The organism is Paenibacillus sp. Marseille-Q4541 (assembly GCF_018310695.1).
Taxonomy (GTDB): domain Bacteria; phylum Bacillota; class Bacilli; order Paenibacillales; family Paenibacillaceae; genus Paenibacillus.
Map to the genome: position 1 here is coordinate 1 of NZ_JAGXCY010000017.1, position 18,307 is coordinate 18,307.

19 protein-coding genes are annotated in these 18,307 nt (G+C 43.4%); 15 read left to right on the forward strand and 4 right to left on the reverse strand.

Going from position 1 to position 18,307, the window contains the following annotated elements:
- Positions 1 to 153: 153 nt before the first annotated feature.
- From KFT32_RS16480 to KFT32_RS16500, 5 genes are all read left to right on the forward strand, one after another.
- Entirely contained in the window at positions 154 to 714 is a 561-nt protein-coding gene (locus KFT32_RS16480) for a C40 family peptidase (protein ID WP_211748330.1), read from the forward strand.
- 246 nt (positions 715 to 960) lie between these two features.
- Positions 961 to 1,674 carry a cupin domain-containing protein gene (locus KFT32_RS16485; RefSeq protein ID WP_211748331.1) on the forward strand — a complete coding sequence of 238 codons (714 nt, stop codon included), beginning with the start codon at positions 961 to 963 and terminating at the stop codon, positions 1,672 to 1,674.
- Positions 1,675 to 1,788: 114 nt separating this feature from the next.
- On the forward strand, positions 1,789 to 2,688 hold the full coding sequence (locus KFT32_RS16490; protein ID WP_211748332.1) for an SDR family oxidoreductase: 900 nt from the start codon (positions 1,789 to 1,791) through the stop codon (positions 2,686 to 2,688).
- Between the two features lie 256 nt (positions 2,689 to 2,944).
- Positions 2,945 to 3,211 (forward strand): CD3324 family protein, encoded by a 267-nt coding sequence (locus tag KFT32_RS16495; RefSeq protein ID WP_211748333.1) that lies wholly within the window; start codon positions 2,945 to 2,947, stop codon positions 3,209 to 3,211.
- A 245-nt stretch (positions 3,212 to 3,456) separates the two neighbouring features.
- Entirely contained in the window at positions 3,457 to 4,029 is a 573-nt protein-coding gene (locus KFT32_RS16500) for a GNAT family N-acetyltransferase (protein WP_211748334.1), read from the forward strand.
- 99 nt (positions 4,030 to 4,128) lie between these two features.
- Here KFT32_RS16500 and KFT32_RS16505 read toward each other — a convergent pair whose 3' ends face one another.
- Together KFT32_RS16505 and KFT32_RS16510 are read right to left on the reverse strand one after the other, a co-directional pair.
- Positions 4,129 to 5,406: an ABC transporter permease gene (locus tag KFT32_RS16505; RefSeq protein WP_211748335.1), complete on the reverse strand. Its 1,278-nt coding sequence runs from the start codon at positions 5,404 to 5,406 to the stop codon at positions 4,129 to 4,131.
- A gap of 19 nt (positions 5,407 to 5,425) precedes the next feature.
- A complete protein-coding gene (locus KFT32_RS16510; RefSeq protein WP_211748336.1) occupies positions 5,426 to 5,860 on the reverse strand; it encodes a MarR family winged helix-turn-helix transcriptional regulator in 435 nt (144 codons plus the stop codon).
- A gap of 332 nt (positions 5,861 to 6,192) precedes the next feature.
- On the opposite strand from KFT32_RS16510, the gene KFT32_RS16515 reads away from it, so the two are divergent.
- Both KFT32_RS16515 and KFT32_RS16520 read left to right on the forward strand, forming a co-directional pair.
- Positions 6,193 to 6,756 (forward strand): hypothetical protein, encoded by a 564-nt coding sequence (locus tag KFT32_RS16515; RefSeq protein ID WP_211748337.1) that lies wholly within the window; start codon positions 6,193 to 6,195, stop codon positions 6,754 to 6,756.
- Positions 6,753 to 7,319, forward strand: a complete 567-nt coding sequence (locus KFT32_RS16520; RefSeq protein ID WP_211748338.1) for a hypothetical protein — start codon at positions 6,753 to 6,755, stop codon at positions 7,317 to 7,319. Before KFT32_RS16515 ends, KFT32_RS16520 begins: the two co-directional genes overlap by 4 nt.
- 36 nt (positions 7,320 to 7,355) lie before the next feature.
- On the opposite strand, the gene KFT32_RS16525 is transcribed toward KFT32_RS16520, so the two are convergent.
- Together KFT32_RS16525 and KFT32_RS16530 are read right to left on the reverse strand one after the other, a co-directional pair.
- Entirely contained in the window at positions 7,356 to 7,793 is a 438-nt protein-coding gene (locus KFT32_RS16525; RefSeq protein WP_211748339.1) for an Rrf2 family transcriptional regulator, read from the reverse strand.
- A gap of 188 nt (positions 7,794 to 7,981) precedes the next feature.
- A complete protein-coding gene (locus tag KFT32_RS16530; RefSeq protein WP_211748340.1) occupies positions 7,982 to 8,617 on the reverse strand; it encodes an NAD(P)-dependent oxidoreductase in 636 nt (211 codons plus the stop codon).
- Between the two features lie 147 nt (positions 8,618 to 8,764).
- On the opposite strand from KFT32_RS16530, the gene KFT32_RS16535 reads away from it, so the two are divergent.
- The 8 genes from KFT32_RS16535 to KFT32_RS16570 all read left to right on the forward strand — a co-directional run bounded on the left by KFT32_RS16535 (position 8,765) and on the right by KFT32_RS16570 (position 18,050).
- A complete protein-coding gene (locus KFT32_RS16535) occupies positions 8,765 to 9,949 on the forward strand; it encodes a metallophosphoesterase (protein WP_249435938.1) in 1,185 nt (394 codons plus the stop codon).
- 411 nt (positions 9,950 to 10,360) lie between these two features.
- Positions 10,361 to 10,840, forward strand: a complete 480-nt coding sequence (locus KFT32_RS16540) for an Lrp/AsnC family transcriptional regulator (protein ID WP_211748341.1) — start codon at positions 10,361 to 10,363, stop codon at positions 10,838 to 10,840.
- A gap of 108 nt (positions 10,841 to 10,948) precedes the next feature.
- Positions 10,949 to 12,502, forward strand: coding sequence for an ABC transporter substrate-binding protein (locus KFT32_RS16545; protein WP_211748342.1), 1,554 nt, complete (start codon positions 10,949 to 10,951; stop codon positions 12,500 to 12,502).
- A 76-nt stretch (positions 12,503 to 12,578) separates the two neighbouring features.
- Complete coding sequence (locus KFT32_RS16550; RefSeq protein ID WP_211748343.1) at positions 12,579 to 13,529, forward strand: ABC transporter permease; 951 nt, start codon at positions 12,579 to 12,581, stop codon at positions 13,527 to 13,529.
- Positions 13,530 to 13,534: 5 nt separating this feature from the next.
- Positions 13,535 to 14,365, forward strand: coding sequence for an ABC transporter permease (locus KFT32_RS16555; protein ID WP_211748344.1), 831 nt, complete (start codon positions 13,535 to 13,537; stop codon positions 14,363 to 14,365).
- Positions 14,366 to 14,381: 16 nt separating this feature from the next.
- Complete coding sequence (locus KFT32_RS16560; RefSeq protein ID WP_211748345.1) at positions 14,382 to 15,347, forward strand: ABC transporter ATP-binding protein; 966 nt, start codon at positions 14,382 to 14,384, stop codon at positions 15,345 to 15,347.
- 6 nt (positions 15,348 to 15,353) lie between these two features.
- Positions 15,354 to 16,379, forward strand: coding sequence for an ABC transporter ATP-binding protein (locus KFT32_RS16565; RefSeq protein WP_211748346.1), 1,026 nt, complete (start codon positions 15,354 to 15,356; stop codon positions 16,377 to 16,379).
- Between the two features lie 57 nt (positions 16,380 to 16,436).
- The gene (locus KFT32_RS16570; RefSeq protein WP_211748347.1) at positions 16,437 to 18,050 is read left to right on the forward strand and encodes a gamma-glutamyltransferase family protein; all 1,614 of its coding nucleotides are present in this window, start codon (positions 16,437 to 16,439) and stop codon (positions 18,048 to 18,050) included.
- Positions 18,051 to 18,307: the final 257 nt, after the last annotated feature.

The window sequence follows — 18,307 nt, forward strand, 5'->3', positions numbered from 1 at the left end:
ATTATATTAGGTATAAAGTACTATGTTATTTAGAAATACACTAGGCAGATAGTCTGATGCGTAGTCTGTGATTCTCACCTACAATGAGGACGAGTTGAACGACAACAACAGACAGAAAGATTCAAAACCTATAACTTCTAGGGGGACTACATCATGAAGGTTACAAAAAAGATACTTACTGTGGCGGTATCATCCGCTTTACTATTTGGATCACTTAGCATGCCTATGATTGCTAACCAAGCTTCAGCTGCTTCTTCAACAACAAGTACAAAAAGTTCAAAAGTGGAAAAAGTCATTTCCGCAGGTGCCAAATACATGGGAACACCTTATCAATTTGGAGCAGACCGCAGCAGTACAAAAGTATTCGACTGCTCTTCGTTTGTAAGACGAGCATTTATGGATGGTGCAAAAATTACGTTGCCAACCGATTCTCGCAAGCAAGGGACCTATGTTAAGAATAAAGGAAATGCCAAAACAAGCATTTCTAGCCTCAAGCGCGGAGACTTAATGTTCTTTATGTCCTATAAAGGTTCAAGCAAATCTTCTTATTCCAAAGTAAATAAGAGCAAAGAAACCATTACTCACGTAGGGATCTACCTCGGTAATGGAAGAGTGCTACACACCTACTCTAAAGATTCGGGTGGTGTAAGAACGGATTCTGTTAAGGGTAACACTTGGGAATACCGCTTCTTGTTTGGTGGCAGCGCGTTGTAGGTCTTAGCGGACTAATTCTAGAGCATTACCATTCATAAGTTACTATAATTAGGCACTGTGCGATAAAGCACAGTGCCTTTTGTGTTCTTGAAAATTACACCTATCTTTAGTACGTGCTATATCTACATTTTTCGTCATGTATAGAGAATAACTGAGCCATAGGAGAAGTAGACTGTAAAGAATGTGAATTTGACTGAACGGGAATATAGCTTATTCAAATGGACCGATTCCAAGGGAGGATAAACGATGGCAGTCTCTTATATGGATTTCACATCTCCGAATGTACAGTATTCTTATGATTTGAGAAATAATCGAATATTCATTAAAGACAGAGGTAACTATATCAATGCCTTGGGTGTTCAGCAGCTCAATACACTAGGTAACAGCTCGTTACTCGATATTTTTATGACACGAGGCAACGTAGTGGAACCGCATATCCATCAGAATGCAACGGAGCTCGTCTACTGTATTGCCGGATCAGCCGTAATTTCCATGATAAACCCTTTCACGAAAGCAGTCATTCATGTGACCGTTACTCCAGGTCAGGTCGGAAACGTGCCGCAGGGGTGGTTCCACTGGGAGATGGCGACAGAAGACAACACGCACTTGCTGGCCATATTTGATGCGCCCATACCAGAATTCATTGCCATATCTGATTTCCTGCGTCTTGCACCGCCTGAAACAGTTGCCCATACGTATTGTCTTGACTTAGCTACATATAAAGCTGCGATTGCTCCGATCCAAGATACGGTCGTCATAGGTCCGCCAGCGAATTGTGCACAGTACCATCAGCCTCAACCTCAGCCCTATACGCAGGGGGCAAGTGGTACGGTTCCTGCGAATCAAGGCAATTATCAGCAACAGGGAAACTATCAACAGCAGAGGAACGACCCGCCGCCTCAAGGTAAAGGTTACAAAAATCAGGGGCCAAACTACGGTAACCCTAGCCCTTCTTCTTAAATTAAAAAGAAATAAGGTCACGTCCCGGGGCGTGATCCTTTTTGTTGCGAGGCGTCGCAAGTTAGGAACTGGGCGAATATACTGCTTATCATGTTCGTGACAGGAGGTTAACTTATGATTCCTATGTATCCCTATTACGGGAAGATTACTAAATGTGAAGAGGTACCGATAACATTCCCACCGCAGCACCAGGATCGTCTGCCGGGATTTGAATACGTCATGAATCCAGTGCCTATTTCCGATAACCCTGGTTATGTAGGAAGCGGGAAATTGAAAGGGAAAATCGCCATCATTACAGGCGGTGACAGCGGAATTGGCCGGGCTGTGGCGATTGCTTTTGCTAAGGAAGGGGCAAGTGTGTCCATTCCTTATTATGATGAACACAAGGATGCAGAAGATACGAAAAAGATGGTAGAAGCCTATGGAGTACAGTGTCTTCTTCTGCCAGGTGATCTGAAAGAAGAGTCTCACTGCCGTGCCGTAGTGAATGAAACGGTGCAGTATTTTGGCAAGCTGGATACACTCATTATTAATCAGGCGATGCAAATGTCCCATGACAGTATACTGGAGATTACGGCTAAAGAGCTTGATGATACGTTCCGTACCAACATTTATCCCAGCTTTTTTCTTACTCAGGAAGCACTTCGGTATTTGAGGCCTGGCAGTACCATTATTTCGACTACGTCGGTTACTGCCTATAAAGGAAATAAGCTACTCATGGACTATTCATCAACAAAGGGGGCGATAGTCGCCTTTACCCGTTCTTTGTCTGCTCAGCTCGTGGACTATGGAATTCGAGTGAATGCTGTTGCGCCTGGACCCATCTGGACCCCGCTGCAGCCAGCAAGTTATCCGGCTGAATATATCAAGACGCTTGGAGCAGATACCCCGATGAAGCGTGCTGGTCAGCCGTTTGAGCTCGCTCCAGCTTTTGTCTATCTCGCTTCGGATGATTCAAGTTATGTGACAGGGCAGGTTATACATGTAAATGGAGGCACCATTGTAGGCTCCTAAGGATCCAGATGATATAATACTCACGACGATAGCCTCAAGTGAGGAAGGAGCTGATAAGATGACCAGACGGATCCAAAACGGGAAAACGGAAACGTCCCATGCAAAGCCGAGTATTAGAGAGGCGAATCTTTGCATGGGGTGGCATAAGTAACAACTTTTATTTCGCCCGCAAGTAGCTCGTTTTCTTCTAATACGGTTGGCTTTGCACCTTATGAATCCAAATTAATGGAGCAATATTATAAGGGGCGGACCATAAATGAAATATGTTAGAGCAACCACCGTATTACCAGATCACCTGGTAGAAGAAATTCAGAAATATGTCCAAGGGGAAGCGATTTACATCCCGAAGCCAGCAAGCAAACACGAGGGTTGGGGGATGAGATCCGGCGGCAGAAAGGTACTAGATGAGCGTAATGAACGTATTCGTGTGGCTTATCAGGATGGCCAGACGATACGGCATCTCGCGGAGGAGTACTTTTTATCCGTTGATTCCATTAAGAAGATTATATATGGCAAAAAATAACCACAGTCAAAGGCACGAAAGCACATTTTTGGACTTCGAAAATGTATTTTCGTGCTTTTTTTTTGTTCAGCGCTGCTTGCTGCCTTATGTTAGCTCGGGTAGAATCCATATCTTTCTTTTTGCTCGGAGTGTAAAGATTAGTTCTAAGTTGTACTTTCTCTTTAGACACAGGTAGAGCTTAGGATAAAATAAATTCCGAGCCAGATACAGATCAAGAATATGAACGAAAAGGGTGGGATTGGGTAATGACAGCTACCTTTATACCAAAAGCATTACAAGGACAGAAAGTATATCTGAAACCTGTAAATGCCAGTGATGCTGAAGCATACTATCAGCTTCTATTTGATGCGGAAACAAGTAGGCTGACTGGAACAAAAGCGATTTTTAATTTCGAGCAAATAACTGAGTACATAGACAGGAAGTGGAGAGATGATTCCTCAGTTCTACTGCTGATTGCACGGCAAGAAACGGATGAATTGATTGGGGATATTGCCCTTCAAGATTTGGATTATACAAATCGAAGTGCAAACTTGCGGATTATGATTGACCAGGCGAAACACCAGGGACAAGGCTTCGGGACAGAGGCACTACGGCTCATACTGGATTATGCTTTTGGCATATTGCAGCTCCACCGGGTGGAACTGAATGTATATGATTTTAATGAACGGGCTGCACATGTATATAAGAAGGTAGGTTTTAAAATTGAAGGTCGTCAGCGCGATGCATTGTTCTACAACCATGAATATCATGATGCTATTCTCATGAGCATGCTCGAAGAGGAGTACAGGGAGAAATATCTGACTGCTGATCCGAAGTAAACAATGGGGGATCGTTGTTTTTTATAAGAGTGAATAGTTGAAAAAACGGCACTATTTTATAAGCCATACGCTTATAAAATAGTGCCGTTCTACATGTGACTATACTTGGGCTGAAGCAGGAGTCTGAATGGAATTACTCGTTTCCTGCTGCTCATTATTATGGTTTTTTTGATTATCCTTATTTCCCTGATTTCGTTTCAATACGAATATAAGAACGATAACCGCTGAAAAAAGAAGAAAAAAAGCAGGAACGATAGTCATCGCCTTACCCAGGCCAGCTTCCATATTACCATCATAATACAGCAATGAACGCATGCCTTCGAGCATATATCGGATCGGCATAATATTACCAAGGATCCGATGGAAATCCGGAAGGTTTGTAACCGGGATCGCTCCGCCGCTGGCGAAGATTCCTAAGATGTTAACAGGGAATGCGGCCAGCATGGCCCATTTGCCGAATAACATGCCTATCATTTTGAACATAGTGAACATCGTCATCGTGCATAGCGATGTAAATAAGAAAATGGTAATGATGCCTGATGAATGGAAGCTTCCATACAATCCGAACACAGCTAAAGGAATCACTACTGCAACAGCGATCATTAAGATAACACTCAGCAGCATCTCCGTAGCAAATACTTTTGAATAGGTCAGAGGAACACCACGGCTCTTCAAATTTTCACTAATACCACCTAAATACCCATTAATCATCTGTGTTCCCATAAGCCCTGTAATCGATGCGATTAAGACAATCATAAAAGGGGTCATTCCTTTATTGATATCCGAGGGAAGTCCGAGCACGTTGGTCATTGTGTATTCAATAGGGTGGTCAAGTTGAGATGCGGTCATGGGAGATATGAGTGCTTGTTGTTTTGTCATATCTTCTTTTATTCCGCTGCTAACCATATCAGAAATCGATAAGGCTAGGCTTTGCAATACACTCGTCGAGATGCTTGAAGCCATTTGCGAAGCGCCATCATTCAATAATATTTCAACCGGTACGGCGTTAATATCAGCATCTCCGGATAGGAAAGCTTCTTGCAAGGCAGAAGTCCGCTCGCTGAAATTTGCGGGGATGATCAAAGCCCCGTTTGCTTTGTTTTCTTTTATAGCCTGTATAGCAGTTTCCTTCGAACTTTCAATCTGCCACTGAAAAGAGTGTCCGTCTTGCTGCTTCACAAGATTAGAGATGATCGCTTTACCTTCCGGCGAGTCTGCAAATTGTGAGTCCTCACTGACGAGGATGAGCGGAAAATCGTGCATTCGCTGACTGGCGCCACTAAATACGGGCAAGTAAATGATGACCATGCTCAGCATCAACACGGCTACAGACCAGACGGGAAACCAAGCAAATTTAATCTTTAATAAATTTTTCAATAGATGTATTCTCCTTTAATTACTTCAGTTTACGATTTAGTAAACGAATACTCAGGAATACCATTTCTTTATCCTCTTCATCCAATTGTTCAAATTGCTGCTCGACGGACTGATCCATATCTGGAATGAAAAGTACGTCTAAGCCTTTATCGGTAAGCGTAATCCGCTGACTTCTTCGATCCTCCGGATTTTCAATTCGAGTGACATAACCTCTTTGCTCAAGTGAGTCTACCAGGTAAGTGATCGAGGCTGCTTTGATTTTTAGATGCTGGGCCAAGTGTATGGATAGACAAGATCCTTCGCGCTGAATTTTCGTTAGAATGGAAAATTGATTCAACGTTAATTCATTTTCTCGCAAATGATCTACAAAGGCCTTGATGCGGTAGTTTGACATTTTTTGTGCCAACTCAGTATAAGTTTTCATCAGCATGTCTAGAGAAATTTGATGATCCAAAAGTATTGCTCCTATTCGTAAAATGGTATTAGTGATAGTGAACAAACATTATACTTAGAATGTTCTAATTAGTAAACTGTATATTGTGAAAATTAAATTAAAATTATTATTGTTTTTCATAAAAAACTTAGAAGATTTTAAATAATTATCTCTTTTCTACTATAAAGTGGTGGGGGAGGGGCGGCTTCGAAATAACAAAAATAAGTCTAATTACATCCATATATTGGCTAGGTAAAACTAATAGAATGAGGTAATATAAAGGTGAATATCCTAATATTTCTTATATAATTAATAGTTTTACTCATATACATAAAGGTAATGGCGGTGAGATTTTGAAAAAAATAACTTTCATCTGGACTATCCTAGGGTCCGTATTTCTGATCATCTTGTTTGCTGTACTCATTGGTAAGGAATACGATAACCAGCAACATAATGACGGCAAGACTTTCCCAAGCTACTATAATCGCACTTCATATGGACTTCAGGCTTCAACTTATTATACGGATTCCGTCTTGAACAGAGCAGGGACATTGAGTCAAGATGATGCAAGGGAATTATTTCTAGGCTACACCCGCTTGATCGATACAGCTGATCAAGTTAGGCAACTCCGATATCATGTTTCTGGAGAAGAATTAAGAACAGAAGCTTTAGAGAACAAGCTTAAGAAGCTGGGAGCGGAGCTTTTGCTACAATCTTCGAAGATACTGGAAGGGACAGGCGACCGAAGAGAAATAAAGCAAACTCGTAATCTGATTAACGAACTGCAGGAGCAGATTCCTGGGCTACCGAGTGATACAAATTTCAAGGATTTCCCGAAGGAGCAGAAACGGGAAATTATACATCTTCTGAATCGCATTTCGTTACAACTGGAGAAAGGGCAGGGTGAAATCGAGTGAAGAGCTTCTTAGCAAAACACATAAAAGCCATCGCTATAATGATCTTAACCTGTGCTCTTGTGATGGGGGGATGGTACGCATTTCTACTGGTGGATGGAAAATCTCTGATATCGGATGGAGCTGAGGAGAAACAAAGCTACGATCAGTTTCGAACAGAGCTTCTACAAATGAATGAGCTGATGGGTGAATTTAATGAAAGTGAGAAATCGGAGGACAATGTTCTTGTATTGCAGCAAGCATACGATCACTTTAAACAAGCGGCCGTCTATTTGGACCAATTCTTGTCCTATTTTTCATATCGACTCATAGACCCTTATGTATTGCATGAAATACAGTACGAAGGTGAGGGGGAAATATTCAGCGTAACAATCGATTATATAATGGGAGATGGGGACGAGGGAGATATTCTTTACCTCATGGAGTATTCAAGTAAGCTGCTCGATGTATTCCCTGTAGAGTATATAAAGAAGGATCGGAACGAATTCTTTACCCAACTGAATGATGTAGATGACCAAATCAACATGCATCAATTTAAAAATGAATATACATGGCCATACAAGTGAATGCAAAGAGAACCTCTATAGAGACGGGAAAACCGGTTACTCTAGAGGTTCCTTTTCTTTTTGAGAGAGATCATAGATCACATCGGCCATGGATACACCGGCAAGTTGATCTTCCATCGCTTTTTGGGCGGAAATAAAAATAGGAGAGATCGTATTCTGAATATTGCGTCCCACCACACAGGCTGGGTTCGGCGCTTCATGTACAGAAAATAGGGCTTCTTCTTCCACGGCATTGACCGCACGGTATACGTCAAGTAAAGTGATATCTGCTACGACTTTTTTAAGCTTCGCTCCGGCAACCCCTGGCTTTACTTCAACAAGCCCTGCTTTATTTAGCATCCCCATAATTCTTCGAATGACGACCGGATTCGTGCCCACACTACCTGCAAGATAATCCGAAGTATTGACCTCGCCTTTGTTGATCTCAAGTAGTGATAAAATATGAATGCCAACGGCAAATCGGCTTGTAACCATGAACGTTAACCCCTTTATTCTGCCTGCTCATAGCAGGTCATTCTGAACATCAAGTATGTTAATTATAGTCTAATCTATTGTGCCCTGCCTGAACAACTGTAAGACAAAAAATCCCCTTTCGCACAAAGATCTCGGGATAAGAAACAGATCTTTGTACGAAAGGGGAAATGATTGTGAAAACAAGCCGGTTATTTTTGTTCGCCTACCACGGTGAATCGTTCGCCGATATGCGCTGCATTCTCAATTTCATCAACAATAGCAATAGCATAGTCAGCATAACTGATATAGCTATCCCCTTTCGAATTCACGATGAAGTTGTCTTTTCCTTTTTGATACGAACCTGTACGAGCACCTTCCGCATCAAACATAGCTGCAGGACTGACAAAAGTCCATTTCAGATCTGTAGATGCTTTTAAGTCCTCCAAGTTTTTACTTTGATTGCTTGCTGTTGGTTTGTACAAGTCAGGGAATTCAGGCGTATCGATCAGTTTTGTCGTCTTCGCTTCATCCACGAATAAACTTCCTGCGCCGCCAACAACAATTAGGCGAGTGCCCTGAGCACCGCTCAGTGCCTGAATCAGTGTCTGACCTGCTTCCACATGTTTGTGCTCTTCACCTGGTGCTGCGCCAAAGGCGTTAACAACCACATCGTATTTCGTTAGATCTTGTGTTGTCAGCTCAAATATATCTTTCTCTATCACAGGAACACCGCTGACTTTGGATGCATTTCTTACGATTGCTGTAACCTCATGTCCTCTTTTCCCTGCTTCATCCAGAATAAGTTTGCCTGCTTTACCACTTGCACCAATCACTGCGATTTTCATTGTTAATTCCTCCATTATTATCATAGTGTGAATGATTTCGTTTAACTTGTAACCATTATAGTTACAGGTTGTTGGATTTGTCAAACGTTCATTTCTTTCGATTGGATTTAGGTTTGGTTGTGTAATAGAATCAAGGTGTACGGTAATTTGGATGATAAAGGAGCGCGGCAGGAGCTTATGAAGCTTTCTTTTAAAGCAATTCGGAATATTATTCTCATACTGCTTATTTTTCTTGGGTTACAGCTGTTTATAAGTTGGAATGTGTATTTATTCCTTTCTTACTATTATCCTGAAACATCTCTTGCATGGTTAGGTATTGTTCTTACCGTGATCGCGCTGGGATATGTGATCGGGAGGGTAAAGTGGCTTGGTCCATTGGGACGTTTCTTTAAAGTCATTGGCTCATATTACTTTGCTTTGTTTGAGTTCTTCGTCCTTGCATTGCCGATTGTGGATATTATCGGGTGGATTAGTCATATTGCAGGTGCCGATCCTGTGGGGTATATACCTTTGCTGGGGTGGATTACAATAGCGCTACTCGCGATTTTCTTATTGTTTGGATCTTATAACGCGTGGAGTCCTGTAGTGAGGAAATATGAATTATCCATAGCGAAGAAGCCGGAACCGGGTACTCCAAAAACGTATACCATTGCGGTTGCTTCAGATCTTCATCTGGGCAACATTGTAGGTAATCGATATCTGGCGAAGCTGGTTCACACACTCAATGGTTTGGAGCCTGACGTGACCTTGCTTGTGGGAGATGTGCTTGACGATTCTATTGAGCCCTTTCTAAGGAACAATATGTCACAAGAAATGAAGAAATTAACTGCCAAGTATGGAGTTTATGCGGTTCTTGGTAACCATGAATATTATGGTGGACACATTGAACGTTATGTTAAGGAAATGAGTCAGATTGGGATTCCCGTCCTTCAGGATGAAGTCGTGAGCGCAGCGGACGGAGCTTTACATATCGCGGGTCGTAAGGACATGACGGCAGAAAGTGTGGAACCAGGAAAACGTCTTCCTGTAACAGAGCTGCTTGCTCCGCTGGATCATACGAAGCCTATTATTTTGCTTGATCATCAGCCGTATGCATTTGATAAGGCGATGGAAGCAGGCGCTGATTTATTGCTATGCGGACATACGCATAGGGGGCAGTTTGCACCGAATCATCTGATCACAAAACGATTATTTGAACTGGACTGGGGCCACATGCTTAAAGAAAAAATGCATGTTATTGTATCTTCCGGTTTTGGTTCATGGGGACCTCCAATTCGTATTGCAAGTAGATCAGAGGTGATCCATATTGAATTGACGCTCACAGGGGAGTAAATCACATATCAAAAAAAGACGTCCCGATCAGTAGAGGGATGTCTTTTTTTTGTCTATCTGCCCAAAGTAGGTGGAATTCTTACATCAAATTTACATCACTATGTGAATTAAACAAAGTGTTACAACGTTGATTTGGTAAAGCGATAAATGGAGTAAAAAGAAGATATTCACTTAAAAACAGAGAAAAACAGAGAGATAAAAATTATTTATTGTTCTAATAGATTTACTTTATGAAAAAAATGTCGAAAACCAACTGGAAAGTTCTTGATTTTCTGGGGAGGCTGCATTACGATTTGTAAAACCTAATTCGTACCAAATAATCAAAAAAGTATTGTAAATAGGATTAAAACCCTGAAATTGAATTGTGATTAGGAATTGAATTACGAAATCAAGTCGAAAAGGTGGATTGAAATGACGGAGGATGAAAAGCAACAATCCATGTATACCGGACTTGATGAACTGGATCGTGGAATCGTCAGATTTTTGCAAGAAAATGCCCGTATTCCTTTTACCCAGATTGCGAAGGAACTAAATGTAACTGAAAAGACGGTTCGACTTCGTGTCCAGCAAATGCAGGATGAAGGGATATTAAGTCTCGTAGGGATTGTGAATCCAGTAAAAGCGGGAATCCGGATGGAGACACTCATTTTTATTGCTGTCACGGATCAAAAGCTGGAACAGGTTACAAATGAGCTTGAGTCTATGCCTGAAGTAAGACTGATGATTCTGGTAACAGGTGAATATCAGCTCATGATTCAGGTGTTTACGAAGGACAGCGATGAATTCTCTGATTTTATGATGAAAAAACTGAACAAAGTAGAAGGAATTAATCGAACGAATGTCATCATGGAGCTGAAGGTACTTAAATCCAAGCTGAAGTTCATACGTTGAGCTTCTTGCTTTCAACCTCATTGTATATTTATACACTATATACATTGTTATATCGCTCCTTTCCGGGGCTGATTTATAAATGACTACATAAGAAGAGAGGTCGAGAAGATGTTATCAAAAAAAATGTACAAGGTTTTATCGTCGGTTGTGCTGAGTAGTTTTGTCTTACTTACGGCATGTGGGGGAGGTCAGTCCGAATCTGGGAGTGGAAGTACGTCGGGCGCGGCTTCAAGTCAATCCAAAGTTTTAAATATTGGATTAAAATCTGATCCACCAAGTCTTGATCCTATGTCTTCTTCGTCTTTGTACGATCGTCAGGTGCAGAACAGCCTCTATGACAAATTGTTTGATGTAGATTCGGAAGGCAGCATTGTACCTATGCTTGTATCTGAATATACAATTTCGGAAGATGGTCTTTCTTACACTTTAACACTTCATGACGGTGTTGCGTTTCAGGACGGAAGTGAATTTAATGCCGAAGCGGTAAAGTTCAATCTGGAACGCTATATGGAGGAAGGTTCGAAGCGCATTAGTGATTTGAAATCCATAGATCATATTGATGTTAAAGATGAGAAAACGGTGGTCATAACCTTGAAAGAACCTTTTACTCCGTTGCTTTCGGTACTTGCGGACCGTTCAGGGATGATGGTGTCTCCGACCGCTGTGAAGGAGCATGGAGATAATTATGTGAAGAACCCAGTAGGTACCGGGCCATTTGCTTTTGTAGAGCAGGTGAGCGGTGATCACGTTACGCTGAAGAAGAATGAGAACTACTGGAATGGCGAAGTGAAGCTGGATCAAGTCAATTTCAAAGTGTTTACAAACAACAGTGCAGCTGTACAAAATTTACGTTCAGGTGTTGTTGATATCATTGATGATATTCCAGTAAAGGAAATTCCGGCAGTAGAGAACGATTCTAATCTAACGGTTGTTGCTCAGGCCAATATGGGGTATCAAGGTCTTCACCTCAACAATACCAAGGGTGATCTGCAGAATGTGTATCTTCGTCAGGCTGTCGATCTTGCAATCAACCGTGAATCAGTTGTCAAAGTATTATTCGATGGTTATGGTGCTCCAGCGTACTCTCCGTTTGCTCCTGGAAGTATTGCTTACAACGAAGCGACAGATACACCACCTGCTGCTGATGAAGCGAAGATCAAGGAACTGCTTGCCAAAGGCGGTAAACCGGACGGATTCAGCTTCAAAATGCAAATTGCAACAACAACAGCTAATGAACAGTTCGGTGCTGTCATTCAAAATATGCTGAAACAATACAACATTAATGTTGAGCTAGAGAAAGTGGAGTACGGTACGATGCTGGAAAATGGAGACAGTGGCAATTTTGAGGCGATGCAGCTTGGATGGTCAGGCCGGATTGATCCGGATCAGAACACCTATGACTTCCTTGTAACAGGTATGCCGAATAATCAGAGCCGAATCTCTGTACCTGAACTTGATAAAGTATTGAACGAGGCACGTGCTGAAAAAGATGAAGCGAAACGTAAAGAACTTTACAATCAGGCCATGGATCTGGTTCATGAAAATGCATCGTATGTATACATCTATCACAACTACGATAAATTCGGTGTTTCAAATAAAGTATTGAACTTCACCTATATTCCAGATGGTATTATTCGTACCGCAAAACTGGAGAAACAATAATCCACAGTAATCATCATCGATCATAACCCGTCAGAACTTACGCATAGCCAAAAATCAGCAATGGGAGAGAGAGCTCATGATGTATGTAGTAAAACGTATTTTACTCGCGATCCCCATCCTTTTTCTCGTATCCATAATGACATTCTCCCTTATCCATATGATTCCGGGCGACCCTGCCCGGGTCATTCTGGGACAAGAGGCCACACCGGAAGCATACGCAAGCCTCCGGGCAGAACTTGGACTGGACAAGCCGATTGTAGAACAATATTTTACTTGGCTTGGAAAAATACTTCGCGGTGACCTGGGTACCTCCATTACGGATCATGTTCCCGTCAGCGAACTTATCGCCCAGCGCCTTCCCGCCACAATACAGCTTACGATAGGTACCTTTATCGTAGCCTTAATCATTGCCATTCCGGCAGGGATACTGGCAGCCGTAAGACGTAATACCTGGCTTGACTACCTTAGCTCCTTTGGGGCTCTCGGGGGTATGAGTATCCCGAATTTCTGGCTCGCCATGATGCTAATCATTTATTTCACGGTAGAAAATAACTGGCTTCCTTCCTCGGGGTATGTATCCTTCTTTGATGATCCCAAAGCGAATATCATGGCTCTGATTCTGCCATGTATTGCAACCGGACTTCGGGAATCAGCCGTGCTGATGCGGATGCTGCGTTCCTCTCTTCTAGAAGTAGTGAATATGGATTTTGTGCGCACGGCCAAGGCCAAAGGACTTAATGAGTGGGCAACCATTTTCAGACACGTTCTTCGTAATGCACTCATTCCGGTCGTCACTACATCGGGTTTACTTATCGCAGGACTCCTGGGAGGTCTTGTCATTACGGAGTCTATTTTCTCCATTCCCGGTTTCGGAAGACTTATTGTTGAATCTGTATTTAAACGAGATTATGTAACGGTTCAAGGGGCTATTCTTGTATCCGCTCTGCTTGTTGTGGCAGTTAATATCATTGTTGATTTACTGTACGCAGTCATTGATCCGCGCATTAAATCAGGTAAGGGGGCGTAAGTCGGATGAAAATGTGGAAAAAGTTTTTTAAATCCGGACTGGGTGTCCTCGGCGTCCTTATTATTCTGATCCTGTTCATAACAGCTGTATTTGCAAGCTCTATCGCTCCATATGACCCGAATGCACAAGATTACAATATGATCTTGCAAGAGCCAAGCAGTGAGCATCTTTTTGGTACGGATGATCTCGGGCGGGATATTTTCTCCAGAGTGGTGTATGGTGCTCAGATTTCGATTAAAGCAGCACTGATCTCTGTCGGAATTGCGGTTGGTATTGGTGTGCCGATTGGCCTATTCACCGGTTATTACCGGGGATTCTGGGATGAGTGGGTTGTCATGCGGGTCGTTGACTCCCTGCAGGCTTTCCCATTCCTCATTCTCGCACTAGCGATATCGGCCGTTCTAGGTGCAGGATTCGGTAACGCGATGCTGGCTATCGGGATTGGTTTTGCGCCTTCGTTTGTTCGTATTACAAGAGGGCAGGTTCTGACCCTTCGAAATATGGAGTATGTCCATGCGGCAAAGTCCGTAGGCGTAAAAGACATGCGTATTATTTTTAGTCATATTTTCCCGAATGCAATGGGGCCGATTATTATTCAGTCTACGTTGACTATGGCAACAGGGATTTTAGCAGAAGCATCTTTATCTTATCTTGGACTTGGCGTTCAGCCGCCGACACCTTCTTGGGGCAGCATGCTGAATCAGGCACAAAGTCTAATGAGCGTTGCACCTTATGCCACGCTGTATCCGGGTCTTGCTATCTTTATTGTTGTGTTAGGGTTCAACCTGCTTGGTGATGGATTGCAGCAATTCCTTGATCCGAGGGCGAGAAAATAGAAGGGAGTGCTTGCTCATGACAGCCATATTAGAGGTACAGAAGCTAAGAACGCGGTTCAAAACAGACTATGGAAAAGTCGCGGTGGTTGATGGTGTTGATTTTTCCATAAAGGAAGGGGAAACGCTGGGGGTCGTTGGCGAATCTGGTTGTGGTAAAAGTGTGACCAGCCTGTCCATCATGCGTCTACTCGCGGGAAATGGTTCTTCGGAAGGACATATCTTCTATGAAGGAAAGGACCTGCTCCAGATTTCAGAAAAACAGATGCAGAAAATCCGCGGTAATGATATCGCAATGATCTTTCAGGAACCGATGACTTCACTGAATCCTCTGCAGACGGTGGGCCGCCAGATCGAAGAATCGGTGCTGCTCCACCGCAAAAGCTCTAAGGCAGAAGCCAAAAAAAGAGCGATTGAAATGCTGAAGGCGGTTGGGATGCCTAGACCGGATGAGATTTACGGTGAATATCCGCATCAGTTGTCGGGCGGAATGAGGCAGCGGGTCATGATTGCGATGGCCATGTCTTGTGAACCAAAGCTGATCATTGCCGATGAACCGACGACCGCACTTGATGTAACCATTCAGGCACAGATTCTAGAGCTAATGCAAAAGGTAAAAGAAGAAACCAACACATCCATCATGCTCATCACGCATGACCTTGGGGTCGTAGCTGAGATGTGTGACCGCGTCATCGTTATGTATGCAGGGCAGGTTGTAGAAGAAGCGGATAAGTACGAGTTGTTCGAAAATCCGAAGCATCCTTATACGATCGGGCTGATGAATTCAGTTCCGGATCTGGATGAGGAAGTAGAGTTTCTGGAGACGATTCCAGGCTCTGTTCCGCTGGCTCACCAGATGCCGACAGGCTGCCGATTTGCTCCTCGTTGTAGTAAGGCAATGCCGATCTGTCATGAGCAGGAGCCTGAGTTATTTAAACTTCAGGATCAGCAATGCCGGTGCTGGCTATATGCGGAAGGAGTGTAATGAGAGATGGAACCGATACTGCGTGTTAAAGGACTAAAACAGCATTTTCCGATTCATGCGGGTGCTTTTAATAAAGTAGTAGGCCATGTTCGTGCCGTAGATGGGATTGATCTGGAAGTCTATCCTGGAGAAACGGTCGGGATTGTAGGAGAATCCGGCTGCGGAAAATCAACAACAGGCCGCACCATTCTGCGGCTGAATGAACCAACCGAAGGGGAAGTCATCTTCGAGGGGAAAGATTTAGCGAAGCTGAGTAAAGAATCAATGCGTAAGATGAGACGGGACATTCAGATGGTTTTTCAAGACCCTTATGCCTCGCTCAATCCACGTAAAACCATTCGCAAAATTTTGATGGAATCCCTTGAAGTACATCACATCGGGACGGCGAAAGAGCGGAAAGAAACCGTGGAGAAGATCATTCAGGTCGTGGGTCTGCAAAAAGAACATTTGGATCGTCATCCGCATGACTTTTCAGGAGGTCAGCGGCAACGGATCGGGATAGCGCGAGCGCTGGTCGTGAACCCGAAGCTGATTATCGCCGATGAACCGGTCTCAGCGCTCGACGTTTCTATTCAGTCTCAGATTCTGAACTTGCTCAAAAATCTTAGAAAAGATTTTGATCTGACGCTTCTCTTCATCTCGCATGATCTGTCGGTCGTCAAACATTTATGTGACCGCGTTGCGGTTATGTATCTAGGACGGATTGTGGAAATTGCCGATAAGAAAAGTTTGTTTGCTTCGCCAAGTCATCCTTACACGCAGGCGCTTCTGTCAGCGGTGCCGAAGGCGAATCCGAAGCTCAAAAAAGAAAGAATTCTGCTCACGGGTGATTTGCCTTCACCTGCGAATCCGCCTTCCGGCTGTACCTTCCATCCTCGTTGTCGTTTTGCGACAGAGGAATGTAAAAAGAGCGTGCCGCAGCTGCGAGATTTGGGAGGCGGGCATCAGGTGTCTTGTCACTATGCCGAAGAAATTATGAACAAACGTAACGTAGTAGAAGAGACATCTGAATTTCAAGGCGTTTTACACTAGAAATCGCCATACATTAAAATGTATTTTAGTAAATCTATGGATTATGGAGGAATCACCATGAAGATGTTCGACCCTTTATCCTATCCTTATACATCTCAGCGGAATGCAGTTTATGCAAAGAACGGAATGGTGGCTACTTCACAGCCGCTTGCAGCACAAGCGGGGCTTGATATTTTAAAACGTGGGGGAAACGCCATTGATGCGGCTATTGCTACTGCTGCTTGTCTTACTGTGGTAGAACCTACATCCAACGGTATTGGCGGAGATGCTTTTGCCCTCGTATGGACTAAAGGAGAGCTGCATGGTTTGAATGCTAGTGGTCCGTCTCCACAGGGGATTTCGATTGAAGGCGTTCGAGAAAAAGGACATGACAAGATCCCGACCTATGGTTGGATTCCCGTCACTGTACCTGGTGCTCCTTCTGCCTGGAAGGCGCTGTCTGACCGTTTTGGCAAATTGCCTCTTACCGAAGTGCTTCAGCCAGCCATTGATTATGCAGAACAAGGTTATCCGGTCTCACCGACACTAGGATACTACTGGAATGTAGCCTATAAGAAGTTTAAGGAACAGTTATCGGGACCTGAATTTGAGGCATGGTTCGATACCTTTGCTCCAGAAGGCAGAGCGCCGAAAATCGGAGAGATCTGGAAGTCCCCGGGACATGCCAAGACGCTCCGCAGTATTGCAGAGTCAGGAGTGGAGTCCTTTTACCGCGGCGAGCTTGCGGATGCTATAGATGCAGCTTCCCGTGAGCAAGGTGGATTTCTGCGTAAAGAAGATCTCGCTGCGTATCAACCGGAATGGGTCGATCCGATTTCTGTCCATTACAAAGGATATGATGTGTGGGAAATCCCGCCGAATGGTCAAGGGTTGATTGCCTTACTCGCACTGAATATGCTCAAGGAAGATAACTTCAAAGCACGGGATACGGTACATACACATCATGTGCAGATGGAAGCAATGAAGCTTGCTTTTACAGACGGACTGAAATATATTACCCAGTCAGGCCACATGACTGTGAATGTAGAACAATTGCTATCTGATGAATATGCCAAAGAACGTAGAGCACTCATTGGTGAAGAAGCGCTGGAGCCTGAACCTGGAAATCCTGCACGCAGCGGAACGGTGTATCTGGCGACGGCGGATGGAGAAGGAAACATGGTTTCCTTTATCCAGAGTAACTATATGGGGTTTGGCTCTGGTGTTGTCATTCCGGGAACGGGAATCGGACTACAGAATCGCGGGCATTCCTTCTCGCTGGATGAATCACATGATAATAGACTTGTAGGTGGCAAAAAAACCTACCATACGATTATCCCTGGATTCATGACAAAAGATAATGAGGCGATAGGTCCGTTTGGAGTGATGGGTGGATTTATGCAGCCGCAAGGGCACATGCAAGTTGTCATGAATATGGTTGATTTTGATCTGAATCCACAGTCCGCATTGGATGCGCCAAGGTGGCAGTGGACTTCAGGTAAGACGATTGAGGTGGAACCGAATTTCTCGGACCACATTGCACAGAGTCTTGCGAGAAAAGGACATAACATCCAGCGGGCGAATAGTACAGGCGGTTTTGGACGTGGACAGATTATTATCCGGGACAAGGATAATGGTGTGCTCGTAGGGGGTACTGACTATCGGACCGATGGAGCGATTGCATCCTTTTAATTTACATTATTCTGACTATGTTATCTCATGAGGTTAGTAGTTAATATGATGAAATGAACTTATATATAAGTAGTTAAATGAATAAAACCTTAATCGGTAGAATGTTTCATCCGGTTAAGGTTTTTTATCTATATCTGCTCTTTCTATTCGAATTCCAAATGGTTGTAAACTGTCAGAATTCATGTAAAATGAACCAAGGGATTTATGAAAATCATTACATAAATAGCTGTACTTTACGTTGTAAGCTCTATTATTTA

Bases quoted from the DNA above. Each gene is read 5' to 3' on its own strand.
- KFT32_RS16480 (WP_211748330.1), top strand. From the start codon at position 154: ATGAAGGTTACAAAAAAGATACTTACTGTGGCGGTATCATCCGCTTTA.
- KFT32_RS16485 (WP_211748331.1), top strand. From the start codon at position 961: ATGGCAGTCTCTTATATGGATTTCACATCTCCGAATGTACAGTATTCT.
- KFT32_RS16490 (WP_211748332.1), top strand. From the start codon at position 1,789: ATGATTCCTATGTATCCCTATTACGGGAAGATTACTAAATGTGAAGAG.
- KFT32_RS16495 (WP_211748333.1), top strand. From the start codon at position 2,945: ATGAAATATGTTAGAGCAACCACCGTATTACCAGATCACCTGGTAGAA.
- KFT32_RS16500 (WP_211748334.1), top strand. From the start codon at position 3,457: ATGACAGCTACCTTTATACCAAAAGCATTACAAGGACAGAAAGTATAT.
- KFT32_RS16525 (WP_211748339.1), bottom strand. From the start codon at position 7,793: ATGGTTACAAGCCGATTTGCCGTTGGCATTCATATTTTATCACTACTT.
- KFT32_RS16530 (WP_211748340.1), bottom strand. From the start codon at position 8,617: ATGAAAATCGCAGTGATTGGTGCAAGTGGTAAAGCAGGCAAACTTATT.
- KFT32_RS16540 (WP_211748341.1), top strand. From the start codon at position 10,361: ATGACGGAGGATGAAAAGCAACAATCCATGTATACCGGACTTGATGAA.
- KFT32_RS16545 (WP_211748342.1), top strand. From the start codon at position 10,949: ATGTTATCAAAAAAAATGTACAAGGTTTTATCGTCGGTTGTGCTGAGT.
- KFT32_RS16550 (WP_211748343.1), top strand. From the start codon at position 12,579: ATGATGTATGTAGTAAAACGTATTTTACTCGCGATCCCCATCCTTTTT.
- KFT32_RS16555 (WP_211748344.1), top strand. From the start codon at position 13,535: ATGAAAATGTGGAAAAAGTTTTTTAAATCCGGACTGGGTGTCCTCGGC.
- KFT32_RS16560 (WP_211748345.1), top strand. From the start codon at position 14,382: ATGACAGCCATATTAGAGGTACAGAAGCTAAGAACGCGGTTCAAAACA.
- KFT32_RS16565 (WP_211748346.1), top strand. From the start codon at position 15,354: ATGGAACCGATACTGCGTGTTAAAGGACTAAAACAGCATTTTCCGATT.
- KFT32_RS16570 (WP_211748347.1), top strand. From the start codon at position 16,437: ATGAAGATGTTCGACCCTTTATCCTATCCTTATACATCTCAGCGGAAT.